The organism is Vannielia litorea (genome assembly GCF_019801175.1).
GTDB classification, from domain to species: domain Bacteria; phylum Pseudomonadota; class Alphaproteobacteria; order Rhodobacterales; family Rhodobacteraceae; genus Vannielia; species Vannielia litorea_B.
In genome coordinates this window covers 218,714-233,381 of record NZ_JAHVJR010000001.1, presented here as the reverse complement: position 1 = coordinate 233,381, position 14,668 = coordinate 218,714, and the positions used below count along the sequence as shown (strand labels likewise).

Genomic DNA, 14,668 nt, shown 5'->3' with positions numbered 1-14,668 from the left:
AAAAGCTCGGGGGGAAGTTGCGTGGTTTTTCAGGAACTTGTCAAATGACATGGGCAAACGTCGCGGCCTTGGCCGCCGCCGTTTTGCTCGCCGGCTGCTCAGCGGTGAACGAGCCGCTCAACACGCCTCTGACCTCGGGCAAAAATCCCACGCTCGTTGATGTAGCCAGCCTGCCGGGCGATGGCTCCACCTTCGTCGGCCTCGCCTTCTCGGGCGGCGGCACGCGCGCCTCGGCTTTCGGCTACGGCATGCTCGAGGCCCTGCGCGACGCCACCGCCACGCCCGCCGACCCTGATGGCATCCTCTCCGATGTCCGCCTCGTCACCGGCGTCTCCGGCGGCTCCGTCACCGCCGCGTGGTTCGGCTATGCCGGGGCTGGCGGCATGGCCAAATACCGGGCCTATCTCGACAAGAACGGCGAAAAATACATGGCCAACTCACCGCTCAACCCGGTGACCATTGTGCGCGGCCTCTCCGGCGGTGCCAACAGCCGCAAGACCTTCGGCCGCTTTCTGGATGAGGAGCTGTTCCGCGGTGCCACCTTTGGCGACCTGCGCCGAAAAAGCCGTGTGAAAACATGGATCAACGCCAGCGACGTCGCCAATAACGTCACCTTCCTTTTCTCGCCCGAAACCTTCGATGCGCTCTGCTCAGACCTGATGAAGCTGCCGCTCTCCGAGGCCGTCGCCGCCTCTGCCGCCTTCCCGCTGGTGTTCTCGCCCATCGTGCTGGAGGCCCACCAGCAGAGCTGCGCCTATCAGGAGCCCGACTGGCTCACCGCCGCCCGCTACAACCCCGAGGCCTCCGAGGCGATGCGCGCCCACGCGCGGGCGCTGGAGAGCTACACCAACCCCGAGGAGGCCCGCTTCGTGAAGCTGCTGGACGGCGGCATCACCGACAACTTCGGCACCACCGGCCTCAACGTCGAGCGGGCGCGGGCGCAAAACGCCTATGCCCCGCTGACCCGCGAAGAGGCCGTGAAGCTGGAGCGCATGCTGTTTCTCGTCGCCAACGCCGGCGTGCGCACCGATTACGGCTGGACGCAAAAGCTCCCCGGCCCGGGCGGCGTGCAACTGGCCATGTCCATCGCCACAAGCTCCATGTCGGCGGCCACCCGCACCGGCTATGACGCCATGCGCCTCACGCTGGACCGCTGGCAGCAGGCGCTGGTGGAGTTCCGCTGCGACCTGCCGCTCGCCGAGGTTCGCCGGATCAGGGGCTCGACCGCCGGGTGGGACTGCGCCGATGTGAAGCTATTCGTCGGGCAGGTCAGCTTCGAGGGGCTGCCGGACGGCATGCAGCGCGAGTTGAACGAGATCCCCACGCGCCTCAAGCTGAAGCCCGAGCAGGTAGCGCTCACCATCGCGGCGGCCCGGCAATCGACCCGGCAGAACCCGGAGTTCAACGGCTTTCTCCGCGCCGTCGAGGGGTTTGACGGCCCGCCGGAGGGTGCCACGCCCATCGCCCCGCGCCGGATTTCCCCGATCTCGAACTAGCGCGTAACCTACTTACTCTTCGGGTAAAACTTCTACCCGCCAAGCCTGCGCAGGATCTCTTCCGCCGCCTCCGCCGGGCTGCGGCGGCCACCGGCCACTTCCTCGCCCAGCTCGCCCATCCGGGCCGAGAGCGCCTTGTCATCCGTCAGCCGCCGGAGCAGCCCGTGGCGCACCTCTTCCTCGAACCAGTGCCGCGCCTGCTCCGCCCGCGTGCGATCCCAAAGCCCATGCTCGCGCCGCCATCCGGCCAGCGCCTCCATCTCCGCCCAGGCCTCTTCCAGCCCCGCCCCTTCCACCGCTGAAACCATCAGCGCCTTCGGAAAGCCCTCCGGGTCCTGCGGCCGCTTGCGCAGCAGCCGGAGCGCGCCCGCATAGTCGGCGCAGGTGCGGCGGGCCACGTCCTTCAACGGGCCATCCGCCTTGTTTATCAAAAGGATATCCGCGATCTCCATGATCCCGCGCTTGACCCCCTGCAACTCGTCGCCGCCAGCTGGCGCCAACAGCAGCAGAAACAGGTCGACCATCCCGGCCACAGTGGTCTCCGATTGACCCACCCCTACGGTTTCGACCAGCACCACATCAAACCCCGCCGCCTCGCAGAGCGCCACTGCCTCTCGCGAGCGCCGTGCCACACCGCCGAGTTGGGTCTGCGAGGGCGACGGCCGGATAAAGGCCATTGGGTGGCGCGAAAGCTGCTCCATCCGGGTCTTGTCACCCAGAATCGAGCCGCCCGAGCGGGCCGAAGACGGGTCCACCGCCAGCACCGCCACCTTCAGCCCACGCTCCACGAGGAACAGCCCGAAGGCCTCGATAAAGGTGCTCTTGCCCACGCCCGGCGTGCCCGAGAGCCCGATCCGCAGCGCCTCCCGCCCGGCCTTGGCGACCTCGCTCACAAGTGCGGCTGCGGCCTCGCGGTGATCGGCCCGCGCGCTCTCCACCAGCGTGATCGCCCGCGCCAGCGCCCGCCGCTCACCCGCTATCACCCGCTCTGCCAGATCGCCCGTTTCCACGCCCGTGACCTCTCGTTTTACAATGGTTTGCCCCGGCGCGGCGGGGTATGTCCAGCCCATGCGCCGCGCTGTCGACCCCAATTACGCCCCCTTGCCGATCGAGGCGGTCCTGCCCGAGGTGGTGGCAACGCTGGAGGCCGATGGGCTGGTGGTGCTGCAAGCCCCGCCGGGTGCTGGCAAAACGACGATGGTGCCGGTGGCGCTCTTTGAGGCAGGCTTTGCCGAGGCGGGCCGTATCTTCATGCTCGAACCCCGCCGCCTCGCCGCACGAGGGGCCGCCGAACGGCTGGCAAGCAACCTGTGCACCGAGGTCGGGAAGGGCGTCGGCTACCGGATGCGCGGCGAGGCCAAGGTGAGCCGAGAGACACGGATCGAAGTCGTGACGGAGGGCATCCTGACCCGGATGATCCAATCCGATCCGGAGCTTACGGGCATCTCCACCGTGATCTTCGACGAGTTTCACGAGCGTTCCCTTCAGGCCGATCTCGGGCTGGCACTGGCGCTGGAGGCGCGCGAGGCGCTGCGGCCCGACCTGAAGATCGCCGTCATGTCAGCCACGCTCGATGCCGCGCCGGTGGCCGAGCTGATGGGCGGAGCGCGGGTGGTTACATCCGAGGGCCGCAGCTTTCCGGTCGAGGAGCACTGGGCCGAGGCGCCCCTGCCCGCCGGGGCACGGCTGGAAGGGCCGTTGGCTGACCTGGTGTTGCAGGCGCTGGCCGAGACAGAGGGCGACATGCTGGTGTTCCTGCCCGGCGAGGGCGAGATCCGCCGCACCGCCGCCGCCCTCGCCCCGCGCCTGCCCAAGGGCGCCTATGTCGCGCCGCTCTACGGCGCCATGCCCTTCGCTGAGCAGCGCAAGGCCATCGCGCCCGCACCCGGCGGCCCAAACCAACAGCGCAAGATCGTGCTCGCCACCTCGATCGCCGAGACCTCTCTGACCATTCCCGGAATCCGCTCGGTCGTGGATGCAGGCCGCGCCCGGCGTGCACGCTTCGATCCCGGCACCGGTATGTCACGCCTAGTGACCGAGCCAGTGAGCCGGGCCGAGGCCACCCAGCGCACCGGTCGCGCGGGGCGCGTCGAGGCGGGGCGGGTCTACCGGCTATGGACAAAGGGCGGCCACGGCGCCCTGCCCGCCTTCCCGCCCGCCGAGATCGAGGCTGCCGACCTGACCGGGCTGGTGCTTGAACTGGCGCTCTGGGGCGGAGGAGACGGGCTGCGGTTTCTGACCCCGCCGCCCGAGGGCGCGATGGCCTCTGCCGAGCGGCTGTTGGAAGATCTTGGTGCCTTGCAGGCGGGCCGGATCACCGAGCGCGGCAAGGCGCTGGCGACCCTGCCCGTTCACCCGCGCCTCGGCCATATGCTCGCCGTTGCCGGCCCCTCGGCCGCCCCACTCGCCGCCCTTCTCGGCGAGCGTGACCCCATGCGGAGTGCGGGCGCAGATCTTTCTAAGAGACTGAAAGCACTCGCCAATCCCGGCACCGCGCCCGATGCTGCCCGCGCCACGCTCAAGCGCATCGGCCAAGAAGCAAAACGCCTCGCCCGGCTCGCTGGTCCCGCTTCGGACCTCACCGAGGCGCAGGCCCTCGCGCTGGCCTACCCCGACCGCATCGGCCTGCGCCGCCCCGGCGATGCCCCGCGCTTCCTGCTCTCCGGCGGGCGCGGGGCGCAGATGGGGGCGGAGGATGATCTCGCCGGGCAACGGTTGATCGTGGTGGCCGATATCGAGGGCGAAGGACGTGATGCCCGCATCCGCCTTGCCCTGCCGATCTCCGAGAGCGAGCTGCGCGCCGTGCCGGGCATATCCACCGAATGGCACGACGTGGCCGAATGGTCCAAACGCGAGCGCCGCGTCGTCGCCCGGCGGCAGGAACGGCTTGGCGCGCTGGTCCTCGATGACCGCCACTGGAAGGACGCGCCCGACGACGCGCTGGCCGTCGCCGCGCTCGATGGCATCCGCGACCTCGGCCTGCCGGTAAGCGCCAAGGCCCGCCGCCTGGTCGCCCGCGCGGACCTCATGCCTGACCTTCCCGATTGCTCCGAGGAGGCGCTTCTGGCCAAGGCGGAGGACTGGCTGTTGCCATGGCTCGGCAAAATCCGCACCGCCGCCGACATCGCCGCGCTGGATATTACCGAAGCCCTCAAGGCCCGCATCGGCTGGGAGGGGATGCAGGCGCTCGACCGCGCCGCGCCGCCCTCCTTCACCACGCCGCTGGGCCGGGCGATCCCGATCGACTACTCCGGCGAGGCGCCCGAAATCTCGCTGCGCCTGCAAGAGATGTTCGGCCAGACCAGCCACCCCACCGTCGCCGGCCAGCCGCTGCGGGTGACCCTGCTTTCCCCCGCAGGCCGCCCGGTTCAGACGACGATGGATATCCCCGGCTTCTGGGCCTCCTCCTACGCCGATGTTCGCAAAGACATGCGCGGCCGCTACCCCAAGCACCCCTGGCCCGAAGACCCGACCGTGGCCGACCCCACGCTGCGGGCCAAACCGCGCAAATGATTGCGCCCGACGCCGCCGCGCCGTAAGCACCTGAAATGCCCCGCTACGCCCTGAAAATCGAGTACAACGGCGCGCCGTTCAACGGCTGGCAACGCCAGGCCGAGCTGCCCTCGGTGCAGGGGGCCGTAGAAGCGGCATTGGCGCGGCTGGAGCCGGGCGCGCACACCATCGCCGCCGCTGGGCGCACTGATACCGGCGTGCATGGGATGGGTCAGGTGGCGCATTGCGACATGGTCAAGGCGTGGGACCCGTTCCGCCTGTCGGAGGCGCTGAACTACCACCTCAAGCCCGAGCCGGTCGCCGTGGTGGCCTGCGCCGCCGTGCCGGAGGACTGGCACGCCCGCTTCTCAGCGAAGGCCCGGCATTACCTGTTCCGGCTCGTGGTGCGTCGGGCACCGCTGACCCATGATGCCGGGCTGGCGTGGCGCGTGATGCAACCGCTGTCGCTGATGGCCATGCAGGATGGCGCCGGACATCTGGTCGGGCAGCATGATTTCACCACCTTCCGCGCCTCGGAATGTCAGGCGAAGTCACCGGTCAAGTCGCTCGACCGGCTGGAGATCGAAGAGCTGGACTACCCCGGCGGGAGGGAATTCCGCTTTCACATCTCCGCCCGCAGCTTTTTGCACAATCAGGTCCGCAGCTTCGTCGGCACGCTTGAGCGGGTCGGGGCCGGAGCATGGGCGCCGGTGGATGTGAAAACCGCGCTGGAGGCGCGGGATCGCGCGGCCTGTGGCCCGGTCTGCCCGCCCTACGGGCTTTACCTGCGGGCGGTGGATTACCCGGAAGACCCTTTCGGCTGACCAAGTCGCGTCACGACCCGGCGGGCTTCAACCGCGCGACGTCATATCCCGCCCAACCAAGAATCTCGCGGGCGGCCTTCATTCGGTCCGGCCCGATCTGGCCCCTGTCGAGCACCGCGCCGAACTCGCCCGAGGGCGTGCCGATCACCAATGTCCGATAGTCGGCATCGACCCAGAGCACCCACCACGGCTCTGCCGCAGCGCCCTCGAGCCCCTCCGGCATCAGCCGTCCGGGGCCCGCCGGCACCAGCCGGGCGCGCCCTGCCCCGCTCTCCATCTCCACTCCTTCTGAGCCGGGCGCAAAGCGGGTGCGGCAGATCAGGCAAGCCCCGCTTTCGCGGAACGAGGCGACCTCGCGCCATTCGCCTGCGAGGCGGGAGGCGTCGAAGAGGGCGATGGAGCTGATCGGGGTGGTGGTGTCGCGATAGGCCCGCGGCGCAGGGGCCGGGGTGCAGGCGGCGAGCAGCAGGGCCGCAAGGATCACTCGGTGCATATGTTCACCACCCTGCCGTTCTCCAGCGCATCATAACAGCCAAAGAGCGGGCTGACCGGGGCGCAGGTGCGGGATTTGGCAAAGCAGAGGCCATCGCAATCGGAGCTGTCATCGCAGCGCTTGTTGGCATCGCGCGTGGGTTTGACGCAAACGAAGGTGCCGCCCTCCCCGCGCCGCACGAAGTTGCCCTTCGCCTTGGTGCATTGGGCGGCCTGCCCCGTCAACGCGGCGGGCACAGGGGGCGGCTCGGGAGCCTGAAAGATCTTGTCGGGCAGGGTCGGGGCCGGTGTTTCGTCTTCCGGCGCGGCCTCGGGCTCGGAGGCTTGGGGCAGCAGGTCGTCGTCGGCATCCGGGGTGCGGGCGGCTGCGGGCGGCTCCAGCGCGGCACTGGCCGAGGTGCCGGACGCGCCGTCAGGCTTTGGCGCGGCTTCGCCGCCGGGGCGTGCCTTCGGGCGCGGGTCGTCCGGACCGGCTTCGGCTGCCGTGGCAAGCGGTTCGGCGGCTTTGCTGCCGGGCAGAACGCAGGCGGAAAGTGCCAGGCAAGCTGCCAGCCCCAAAACTCCGATCCACGCTCTACCTGCCACCGGGGGCCTCCCTGAACTCGCCGGGAGACTGCCAGATATGCGCGAAAAGTCCAGCCGGAACCGCTAGATATTGAGGGCTGACAGCAATGTGATGCCTAGTAGGGGAGCGGGTGCGCCTTGTAGGTTTCGGCGATGCCTTCGCGTAGCTCGTCGGTGAGGGTCACGTCCATGCCATCAAGGATGTGCTGAAGCTGCGGCATGGTCGTCGCGCCAAAGATCACCGACCCCATAAAGGGCCGCTCCGCCGCCCAGGCCAGCGCCATATGCACCGGGTCCACGCCATGCTTGGCCGCGAGGGCCACATAAGCGTCGGTCGCTGCCTCGGCGCGGGGCGTGATCCGCCCGCCAAGGTCGCCGTTGATCGAGGCGCGGCTTCCCTCGGGCCGCGCGCCACCCGCGTACTTGCCGGTCAGCAGACCAGCGGCCAGCGGCGAGTAGGACAGCAACGAGACCTCTTCTTGATGCGACATCTCGGCCATGTCGGTATCATACATCCGACACAGCAGGCTGTATTCGTTTTGCACTGTTTCCATGCGCGGGCCGCCGGTGTCGGCGGCAAGCTGGTTCCAGCGGGTCATGCCCCAAGCGCTCTCGTTCGAGGTGCCGAAGTGGCGTACCTTGCCCGCAGACTGAATGCGGCCCATCTCGGCCATCACCTCTTCCATGTTGGCGCGAGTTGCCGCCTGGTCCTGCTTTTCGGGCGCAAAGCCCCAGTGCTGGCGGAAGTGGTAGGAGCCGCGCTGCGGCCAGTGCAGCTGGTAGAGATCGATCACATCCGTCTGCAACCGGCGGAGCGAGCTGTCGACCGCCTCGCGCAGGGTTTCAGCCGTGATCCCGCGCTCGTCACGCGCCAGCTTGCTGGGGCCGACGATCTTGGTGGCGATCAGAACATCTCCGCGCCGACCCGACTTGCCCACCCAGTTGCCGATGATCTCCTCGGTGCGCCCGACCGTCTCGGCCCGCACCGGGTTGACCGGATACATCTCGGCGGTGTCGAGAAAGTTCAGCCCGGCCTCCAGCGCCGCGTCGATCTGGGCATGGCCCTCGGCCTCCGGGGTCTGGTTGCCGAAGGTCATCGTGCCGAGGCACCACACCGGCACCACGAGGTCGCTCTTGCCGAGCTTCTTCATTTCCATTGGATATCTGTCCCTATCTCATTCCGTTGTGCGGAAGCCTAGTGCCCGGTCCTCCGGGGGCAAGGCCAAACAGGGACTATCAGGAGCCGGTTTTCACGGCCTTGGACTGCTGGGCTTGGGTGATCGGCTTTTGCTGGAGCGGCGGCAGCATGTAGACGAGCCACATCACCGCAAGGCCGATCCAGCTGCCAACCACGTAGGCAGCCACCAGCCACGCCCAATGCGGCTGCCAGAGGTGCGCCACGAGGCCTGCGGTTCCGAACCCGAAACACAGCAGGATGGCTATGGACAGAAACTTCATTTCCAACTCCGCTCGCACACGTGTCGTCAACTGTCGCATTGCTTGTTTAAGCTAACGTTAGGGCCCCCGCCCCGACGCATCTTCGATACCCCCGGATCACCTGAAAACGCACCGCAGTGTAAACTGCCAGTGGCAATTGCCCAAGCGCCGCCTGCGCTGCAACGCAGCGTAAGCTGGGATTTTAAGTGCGGCGATTGCTAAGCGAAGCCATGCGCAAGGCCTGTGGTCATGCCCCAGCAAACCCGCTAGGCTGAACCCAGATGTTCAAAGAAACTGAGAACTTGCGCCCTGATTTGATCGTGTTCACCGATCTCGATGGCACGCTGCTGGACCACCACGACTACAGTTTTTCCGCAGCGCAGCAGGCGCTGGAGACGCTCTCTGCAAGAAACCTCCCATTGGTGCTCGCAAGCAGCAAGACCGCCGCCGAAATGCAGGAGCTTGCGGAGCAACTCCCCTGCCGCCCCGCTGCCCTCATGGTCGAAAACGGGGCCGGGGTTGTATGGCCGGGGGAAGCACCGGAGGGCGAAAGCCGCCACGCCGCGCTGCTGGAGGTGCTCGTCTCCCTGCCTGCCGAGCTTCGCGCTCTGTACGAGGGGTTCACCGATTGGGGGCCGGAGGGCGTGGCGCGAGAGACCGGGCTGCCGTTGCCACAAGCGCGGCTTGCTGCTCAGCGCGCCTTCTCGGAGCCAGGGCTCTGGCGCGGGGATGAGCCCGGGCGCGCGGCTTTCATCGCCGCGCTGGCCAACCACGGCGTAACCGCTAGGCAGGGCGGGCGCTACCTGACCCTATCCTTCGGTGCCGACAAGGCAGACCGGATGCACCAAATTGCCGCACGCCTCGCGCCCGGCGCCCATGTTCTGGCCCTGGGTGATGCACCTAACGACATCGGCATGCTGGAGGCCGCGGATACCGGCGTCATCGTGACCAACCCGGATGGCGCCGGGATTGCTACACTGGCGGGCGAATCCACCGGGCAGATCAGGCGCACGCGCGCGCCCGGCCCGCGAGGGTGGAACGAAGCCGTTCTGCAAACCATTGAAGAGATGACATCCGCCGCGCGGCGGAGCTGAAACAAGGAAAAGAGATTTGGCCGATTTTCACCAGAGCGGAAGCGTCGCAACCCTGCACAACCTGCGCACCCTCGACCCAGCGGCCATGGCCCGCGAGCTGGAGACCATCGCCGCCACCCGCAAGATCGTGCTGATCCTGCCCTCGCTCTTCTCCGAACTTGAAGGCGACGCCCTGCCCGCGATCCTCGACGAGCTGTCGAAAGTGCGTTTTATCAGCCGCATCATCATCGGCCTCGACCGGGCCGACGAGGGGCAATACCGCGCCGCTAAGGCCTTCTTCTCGCGTCTCCCGCAGGAACACGCCGTGCTGTGGAACGACGGCCCCCGGCTCACCGCCATCGACGAGCGGCTCAAGGCGCTCAACCTCTCGCCGCAGGAGCCGGGCAAGGGGCGCAACGTGTGGTTCTGCATGGGCTACGCGCTGGCGCAGGCGGACTCCGCCGTTATTGCCCTGCACGACTGCGATATCCTGACCTACAACACCGACATGCTGGCGCGATTGGTCTATCCGGTCGCCAACCCGAACTTCCCTTACCAGCTCTGCAAGGGGTTCTACCCGCGCATCGCCGACGGCAAGCTGAATGGCCGGGTGTCTCGGCTGCTGGTCAGCCCGATGCTGGTGGCGCTGAAAAAGGTGATCGGCGATCACGACTACCTCGATTACCTGCGCGGCTTCCGCTACCCGCTCGCGGGTGAGTTCGCCATGCGCACCGGCATCCTGCCCGATATGCGCATCCCCTCCGACTGGGGGCTTGAGATCGGCGTGCTCTCCGAGGCGTGGCGCAACCTGAGCCCCAAAGCGGTGTGCCAGGCCGAAATTTCCGACCGTTACGACCACAAGCACCAGCCGGTGAGCGAAGACGACAAGACCAAGGGCCTCTCGCGCATGTCGATCGACATCTGCAAGGCGCTCTACCGCAAGCTTGCCGCCGATGGCACGGTCTTCACGCCCAACATGTTCCGCTCGCTGAAGGCCACCTACTACCGCACTGCGCTCGATATGATCGAGACCTACGCCCATGACGCATGGATGAACGGCCTGTCAGTGGACCGCCACAAGGAAGAGACCACTGTGGAGCTCTTTGCCTCCAACATCGTGGAAGCGGGTCATATCTTCCTCGAGAACCCGATGGAAACACCCTTCATCCCAAACTGGAGCCGGGTGCATTCGGCCGATCCTGACCTGATGCGCGACATGTCGGCCGCGATCCGCGAGGACAACGCCGAGTTCGGCTGAAACGGGCCATGTGCCGGTCGCATGGCGGCCTGCCGGAACCCGTCAGGTCTTGCCCGGTTATGGCTGTTCAACGGCCAGCCCGGCCACGCTCCCGCCGCAGACTGCGGAATTCCTTACGACAGATCGGGCGCCACCGGTCGTTAGACCTTCAAGCCCATTGCGCGGCATCCGCAGTTACCCGAAAGGCAAACCCGTGTCCGACCTTACCGATTCACCGCAACGCTACGGCGCCGTTTCGCGCGCACTCCACTGGGGCATGGCCCTGATGTTCCTGGCGCAATTCGCCTCGGCCCTCGCTCATTGGGGTCTGGAACGCGGGAGTGCCCTGCGCGATGCGCTCTGGTCCTACCACACCGACCTTGGCTTCACCCTCTTCCTGCTCGTGCTGCTGCGCGGGATCTGGGGCTTGGCCAATCTTGCCAACCGGCCCGCGCATGGCGGCCCTCTGGGACAGGCCGCGCGGCTCGGGCACGCGGTGCTCTACGGGCTGATGATCCTCGTGCCCGGCGTCCGCATTCTGGCCGCGGCGGGCAGCGACCGGGGGCTGAGCTACCTCGGGTTTCAGGTTGTGCCGCCACGGGCCGCCGAGGTGACGTGGATGCAACTCCCCGCTGAGTGGCACGGCGAGATGGGATGGCTCCTGCTGCTGGTGATCCTCGGCCATATCGCTATGGCCGTGGGCTACCACCGGCTGATCGCTCGTGACACGACGTTGGCCCGCATGGCCTGACGCCCGTCTCAGTGCCGGTTGGTGATCCACCGGCACTGATAGGGCGCCAATTCGATCTCGCCCTGCGAGGCGTCCACAGCCTCATCTGCCAGCAGATCCACCCAATCCTCCCCGCCGATCAGGTTGATCGACATCACCGGCAGAGTGATGGTTTCATCGGTCAGGTTATGCAGCGCAAAGATCGACTGCGACCGGTCGAGGCTTTGCCGCCAGACGCCAAAGATCCCATCGCCCAGTTGCAGGGTGAATTGCGTGGCATTGGGGTGGAAGGCGGGCTGGCGGGTACGGATGGCGATGCGCCGCTTGAGGCGGGTAAGCACCTGGGCGTGCACGGTCTCCGGATCATCCAGCGCCGCGCGCAGCTCAGGGTAGTTCCAGCGGTGCCGGTTGATTGCCCGGTTCACCCCGGTCTTCTCCACCCCTTCGTGATCATTCGGCGTGGCCAGCAGCGAATGGATGTAGAAGGCCGGAATGCCCTCCAGCGAGAGCACGATGGTCTGCGAGCAGAGGAACCGCATGATCTGATGCGCGTCCGGCCCCTTCACCGTGCCTTTCAGTGCCTCGAAATAGGTGATGTTCAACTCATAGGGCTTTTCGCCGCCGCCCGGCAGCGAGCGCATCGACAGCACCCCACCATGAGCCTTTACCGCGGTGATGACCTGCTCGATATCCTCTTCCGAAAGCAGCCCCTCGGCAGGGCGCATTCCGATGCCGTCATGAGATGCGGTGAAGTTGAGGTAGGCGCAGCCAAGCTGGGCGGGCGGCATGGCCATGAGCCATTGGTTGAGCGCCCGGGACGAGCCGGTCAGCAGGGCGTGCAGCACCAAGGGAGGCAGCGAGAAATTGTAGATCGCATGTGCCTCGTTGCGATTGCCGAAGTAGCTGAGGTTTTCGGCATTGGGCACGTTGGTTTCGGTCAGCAGCACCACTGGCTCTGTGGCGTAGTCGAAGAGGAGCCGCATAAGCCGGACGATGGCATGGGTCTGCGGCAGGTGGATGCAGGAGGTGCCGATCTCCTTCCAGATGAAGGCCACCGCATCGAGTCGGATCACCCGGATACCGTTGTCGATGTGCACCCGCATGACGCGGAGAAACTCCAGCAGCACCTCGGGGTTGGCAAAGTTCAGATCGACCTGATCGTGGCTGAAGGTGCACCACACATGCTTGGGGCCGGAGGGCGTTTGCACCTCGCGCAGGAGCGAGGATGTGCGGGGGCGGACAACCTGGCTCAGGTCGTCGGTCGGCTGCGCCTCGAAAAAGAACTTGTCGTAGGGCTCATGGCCCTGAAGATAGTCGTGGAACCACTTGGAAAAGCTCGACACGTGGTTGAGCACGAGGTCCGACATCAGTTTGAACTCTTCCGCGATGCGGTTGATGTCGGGCCAGTCGCCCACCTGCGGGTTCACCGCGCGATAGTCGACAACGGCAAAGCCATCGTCGGAGGTGAAGGGGAAGAAGGGCAGAATATGGACGCCCGAGATCACCCCTTGCAGGTAGTGGGTGAGAAAGTCGCGCAGCAGGTCGAGCGGCTTGTGGTTACCGTCCACGAGGCTGTTGGCATAGGTGATGACGAGCGTGTCCGCCTCGCTCCACAGGTTGTTGCCCGCCACCCGCGCCCGAGACCGCACATGCGAGCCTTCAGGCCAGAAGGCCTCGTGGATCTGATGGGCCAGCGCCTCGCAATCATGCTCGGGGTAAATCTGCTCGAGCAAGCTGGCGGTGCGGGATTTCACGGAAGGCGTGGGCTGTTTCATCGGGCGGGTTTGGCCTGTGGTCATTCTCCGAGGTAAAGCATCAATGCGCTGCACGGTTCAAGGAAACGGGGCGCTCGGGGCGGGCGTGGAGTGTACGCCGGGGGCCGCCTGCTAAAAACTTGTGCAGTTGGCGGGTCAGGCCGTGGCCACGAGAGAGAGCGGCGGTTGCGTGGGCGCAATGACCTCGGTGCGCATCTTGGAGTGGCGCACAAGGATGATCGCGGGGTTGCTGACCTCTTCGGAAGCGACCGTCTCGGCCAGGTCCGAAAGGGTGCAGGCGAAGTGCCGCTCGGCGGGGGTGGAGGCGGAGCAGGTGATCTCGACCTGGGCGCTAGAGGGCACACCGGCGGCCAGCAGGTTCGCCTCGATCTCCGCGGCCTTGGCCACGCCCATGTAGAGCGCCAGCGTGGTGCCGGGGGTGCAGAGGGTGCCCCAGTCGGGGGCGCTATCCCCTGCGCGGCAGGTGCCAGTGGCAAAGATCACCCGGTCAGTCTCGCCGCGCTCGGTAAGCGAGCGGCCACGGGCGGCGGCGGAGGCGGAGGCAGCGGTGACGCCGGGCACGATCTCGACGGCGATGCCGTGATCGCGGGCGGCGGCAAGCTCTTCGGTCGCGCGACCAAAGATGCCGGGATCGCCCGACTTGAGCCGCACCACGCGCTGGCCCTTGCGGGCGGCGGCCACGATTACCGCGTCAATCTTGTGTTGCGGCCAAGACGAGGCCCCGACCTCCTTGCCGACGAAGACGCGCTCGGCATCACGGCGGGCGAGTTCGAGCACCTCCGGGTCGACCAGCCGGTCGTAGAAGATGACATCCGCCTCTTGCAGCCGCTGCACCGCCCGGAGCGTGAGCAGGTCGCGGGCGCCGGGGCCAGCGCCGACGAGGGAGATGAGGCCCTCGGTGGCGGTGTCGGGTGCGCCGCCTTGGGCGATGGCATCCTTGAGGGCCTTGGCAGCGTCGCGCTCGGCGCCCGCGGCGTGCAGGCGGCGGGGGGCATCGGAGAAGGCCCAGCGCCAGAAAGCGCGGCGGGCGCGCTTTGGAACCCGGCGGGCCACGGCCTCGCGCATCCGGCCCGCCATGGCGGTGAAGTCGCCGAGGCGGGGTTCGAGCATGGTTTCGATCTTGGTTTTTACCTGCCGGGCCAGCACCGGGGCCGCGCCCTCGGTGCCGATCGCAACCACCAGCGGGTCACGGTCGACGATGGAGGGCGTGTAGGCATCGCAGAGATCGGGCTGATCGACCACGTTTGTCGTGCATCCCGCCGCCTGTGCCAGCGCCGCGATGGCCGCGTCCCGCGCCGGGCAGCCGGTGGCGATGAAGGCGAGCGCGGCATCGGCGAAGTGGCTGGCGGTGGGCGCTTCGAAGCAGTGGGTTGCGCGGCCGACGGCAACGAGAGCCTCCAGTTCATCGTCCAGCACATCGGCCAACAGCACGATCTTGGCCTCGGTCTTCAGCACCAGCCGGGCCTTCTGCGCGGCCTGCTCGCCGCCCCCCGCGATCACCACGGTGCGGCCGGTCATGCGGAGGAACATGGGGAAGGTTTTCATCGG

Annotated in this window: 13 protein-coding genes; 6 read left to right on the top strand and 7 right to left on the bottom strand. The window is 67.2% G+C overall.

Annotated elements, in window-relative coordinates:
- The first annotated feature begins 44 nt into the window (after positions 1–44).
- A complete protein-coding gene (locus tag KUV38_RS01240) occupies positions 45–1,496 on the top strand; it encodes a patatin-like phospholipase family protein (RefSeq protein WP_222468315.1) in 1,452 nt (483 codons plus the stop codon).
- A 32-nt stretch (positions 1,497–1,528) separates the two neighbouring features.
- Here KUV38_RS01240 and meaB read toward each other — a convergent pair whose 3' ends face one another.
- A complete protein-coding gene (gene meaB / locus KUV38_RS01235; RefSeq protein WP_222470909.1) occupies positions 1,529–2,506 on the bottom strand; it encodes a methylmalonyl Co-A mutase-associated GTPase MeaB in 978 nt (325 codons plus the stop codon).
- 58 nt (positions 2,507–2,564) lie between these two features.
- Here meaB and hrpB point away from each other — a divergent pair, with 58 nt between their 5' ends.
- Positions 2,565–5,009 carry an ATP-dependent helicase HrpB gene (gene hrpB / locus KUV38_RS01230; RefSeq protein ID WP_222468314.1) on the top strand — a complete coding sequence of 815 codons (2,445 nt, stop codon included), beginning with the start codon at positions 2,565–2,567 and terminating at the stop codon, positions 5,007–5,009.
- A 35-nt stretch (positions 5,010–5,044) separates the two neighbouring features.
- Complete coding sequence (truA, locus tag KUV38_RS01225; RefSeq protein ID WP_222468313.1) at positions 5,045–5,812, top strand: tRNA pseudouridine(38-40) synthase TruA; 768 nt, start codon at positions 5,045–5,047, stop codon at positions 5,810–5,812.
- A gap of 10 nt (positions 5,813–5,822) precedes the next feature.
- On the opposite strand, the gene KUV38_RS01220 is transcribed toward truA, so the two are convergent.
- From KUV38_RS01220 to KUV38_RS01205, 4 genes are all read right to left on the bottom strand, one after another.
- Entirely contained in the window at positions 5,823–6,305 is a 483-nt protein-coding gene (locus tag KUV38_RS01220) for a lipocalin family protein (protein ID WP_222468312.1), read from the bottom strand.
- Positions 6,293–6,889, bottom strand: a complete 597-nt coding sequence (locus KUV38_RS01215) for a hypothetical protein (protein WP_222468311.1) — start codon at positions 6,887–6,889, stop codon at positions 6,293–6,295. The genes KUV38_RS01220 and KUV38_RS01215 overlap by 13 nt, the downstream gene beginning before the upstream one ends.
- Before the next feature lie 95 nt (positions 6,890–6,984).
- Entirely contained in the window at positions 6,985–8,025 is a 1,041-nt protein-coding gene (locus KUV38_RS01210) for an aldo/keto reductase (protein ID WP_222468310.1), read from the bottom strand.
- A 79-nt stretch (positions 8,026–8,104) separates the two neighbouring features.
- A complete protein-coding gene (locus KUV38_RS01205) occupies positions 8,105–8,326 on the bottom strand; it encodes a hypothetical protein (protein WP_222468309.1) in 222 nt (73 codons plus the stop codon).
- A gap of 260 nt (positions 8,327–8,586) precedes the next feature.
- Between KUV38_RS01205 and KUV38_RS01200 the strand changes: the two genes are divergently transcribed.
- The 3 genes from KUV38_RS01200 to KUV38_RS01190 all read left to right on the top strand — a co-directional run bounded on the left by KUV38_RS01200 (position 8,587) and on the right by KUV38_RS01190 (position 11,366).
- Positions 8,587–9,399, top strand: a complete 813-nt coding sequence (locus KUV38_RS01200; protein ID WP_222468308.1) for an HAD-IIB family hydrolase — start codon at positions 8,587–8,589, stop codon at positions 9,397–9,399.
- Between the two features lie 16 nt (positions 9,400–9,415).
- Entirely contained in the window at positions 9,416–10,636 is a 1,221-nt protein-coding gene (locus KUV38_RS01195; protein ID WP_222468307.1) for a glycosyl transferase, read from the top strand.
- Positions 10,637–10,829: 193 nt separating this feature from the next.
- On the top strand, positions 10,830–11,366 hold the full coding sequence (locus tag KUV38_RS01190; protein WP_315898576.1) for a cytochrome b: 537 nt from the start codon (positions 10,830–10,832) through the stop codon (positions 11,364–11,366).
- Positions 11,367–11,374: 8 nt separating this feature from the next.
- Here KUV38_RS01190 and KUV38_RS01185 read toward each other — a convergent pair whose 3' ends face one another.
- Together KUV38_RS01185 and cysG are read right to left on the bottom strand one after the other, a co-directional pair.
- Positions 11,375–13,144 carry a sugar phosphorylase gene (locus tag KUV38_RS01185; protein ID WP_261385111.1) on the bottom strand — a complete coding sequence of 590 codons (1,770 nt, stop codon included), beginning with the start codon at positions 13,142–13,144 and terminating at the stop codon, positions 11,375–11,377.
- Between the two features lie 111 nt (positions 13,145–13,255).
- The gene (gene cysG / locus KUV38_RS01180) at positions 13,256–14,665 is read right to left on the bottom strand and encodes a siroheme synthase CysG (protein ID WP_222468306.1); all 1,410 of its coding nucleotides are present in this window, start codon (positions 14,663–14,665) and stop codon (positions 13,256–13,258) included.
- Positions 14,666–14,668 lie beyond the last annotated feature (3 nt).

Bases quoted from the DNA above. Each gene is read 5' to 3' on its own strand.
- KUV38_RS01240 (WP_222468315.1), top strand. From the start codon at position 45: ATGACATGGGCAAACGTCGCGGCCTTGGCCGCCGCCGTTTTGCTCGCC.
- hrpB (WP_222468314.1), top strand. From the start codon at position 2,565: ATGCGCCGCGCTGTCGACCCCAATTACGCCCCCTTGCCGATCGAGGCG.
- truA (WP_222468313.1), top strand. From the start codon at position 5,045: ATGCCCCGCTACGCCCTGAAAATCGAGTACAACGGCGCGCCGTTCAAC.
- KUV38_RS01220 (WP_222468312.1), bottom strand. From the start codon at position 6,305: ATGCACCGAGTGATCCTTGCGGCCCTGCTGCTCGCCGCCTGCACCCCG.
- KUV38_RS01210 (WP_222468310.1), bottom strand. From the start codon at position 8,025: ATGGAAATGAAGAAGCTCGGCAAGAGCGACCTCGTGGTGCCGGTGTGG.
- KUV38_RS01205 (WP_222468309.1), bottom strand. From the start codon at position 8,326: ATGAAGTTTCTGTCCATAGCCATCCTGCTGTGTTTCGGGTTCGGAACC.
- KUV38_RS01200 (WP_222468308.1), top strand. From the start codon at position 8,587: ATGTTCAAAGAAACTGAGAACTTGCGCCCTGATTTGATCGTGTTCACC.
- KUV38_RS01185 (WP_261385111.1), bottom strand. From the start codon at position 13,144: ATGACCACAGGCCAAACCCGCCCGATGAAACAGCCCACGCCTTCCGTG.
- cysG (WP_222468306.1), bottom strand. From the start codon at position 14,665: ATGAAAACCTTCCCCATGTTCCTCCGCATGACCGGCCGCACCGTGGTG.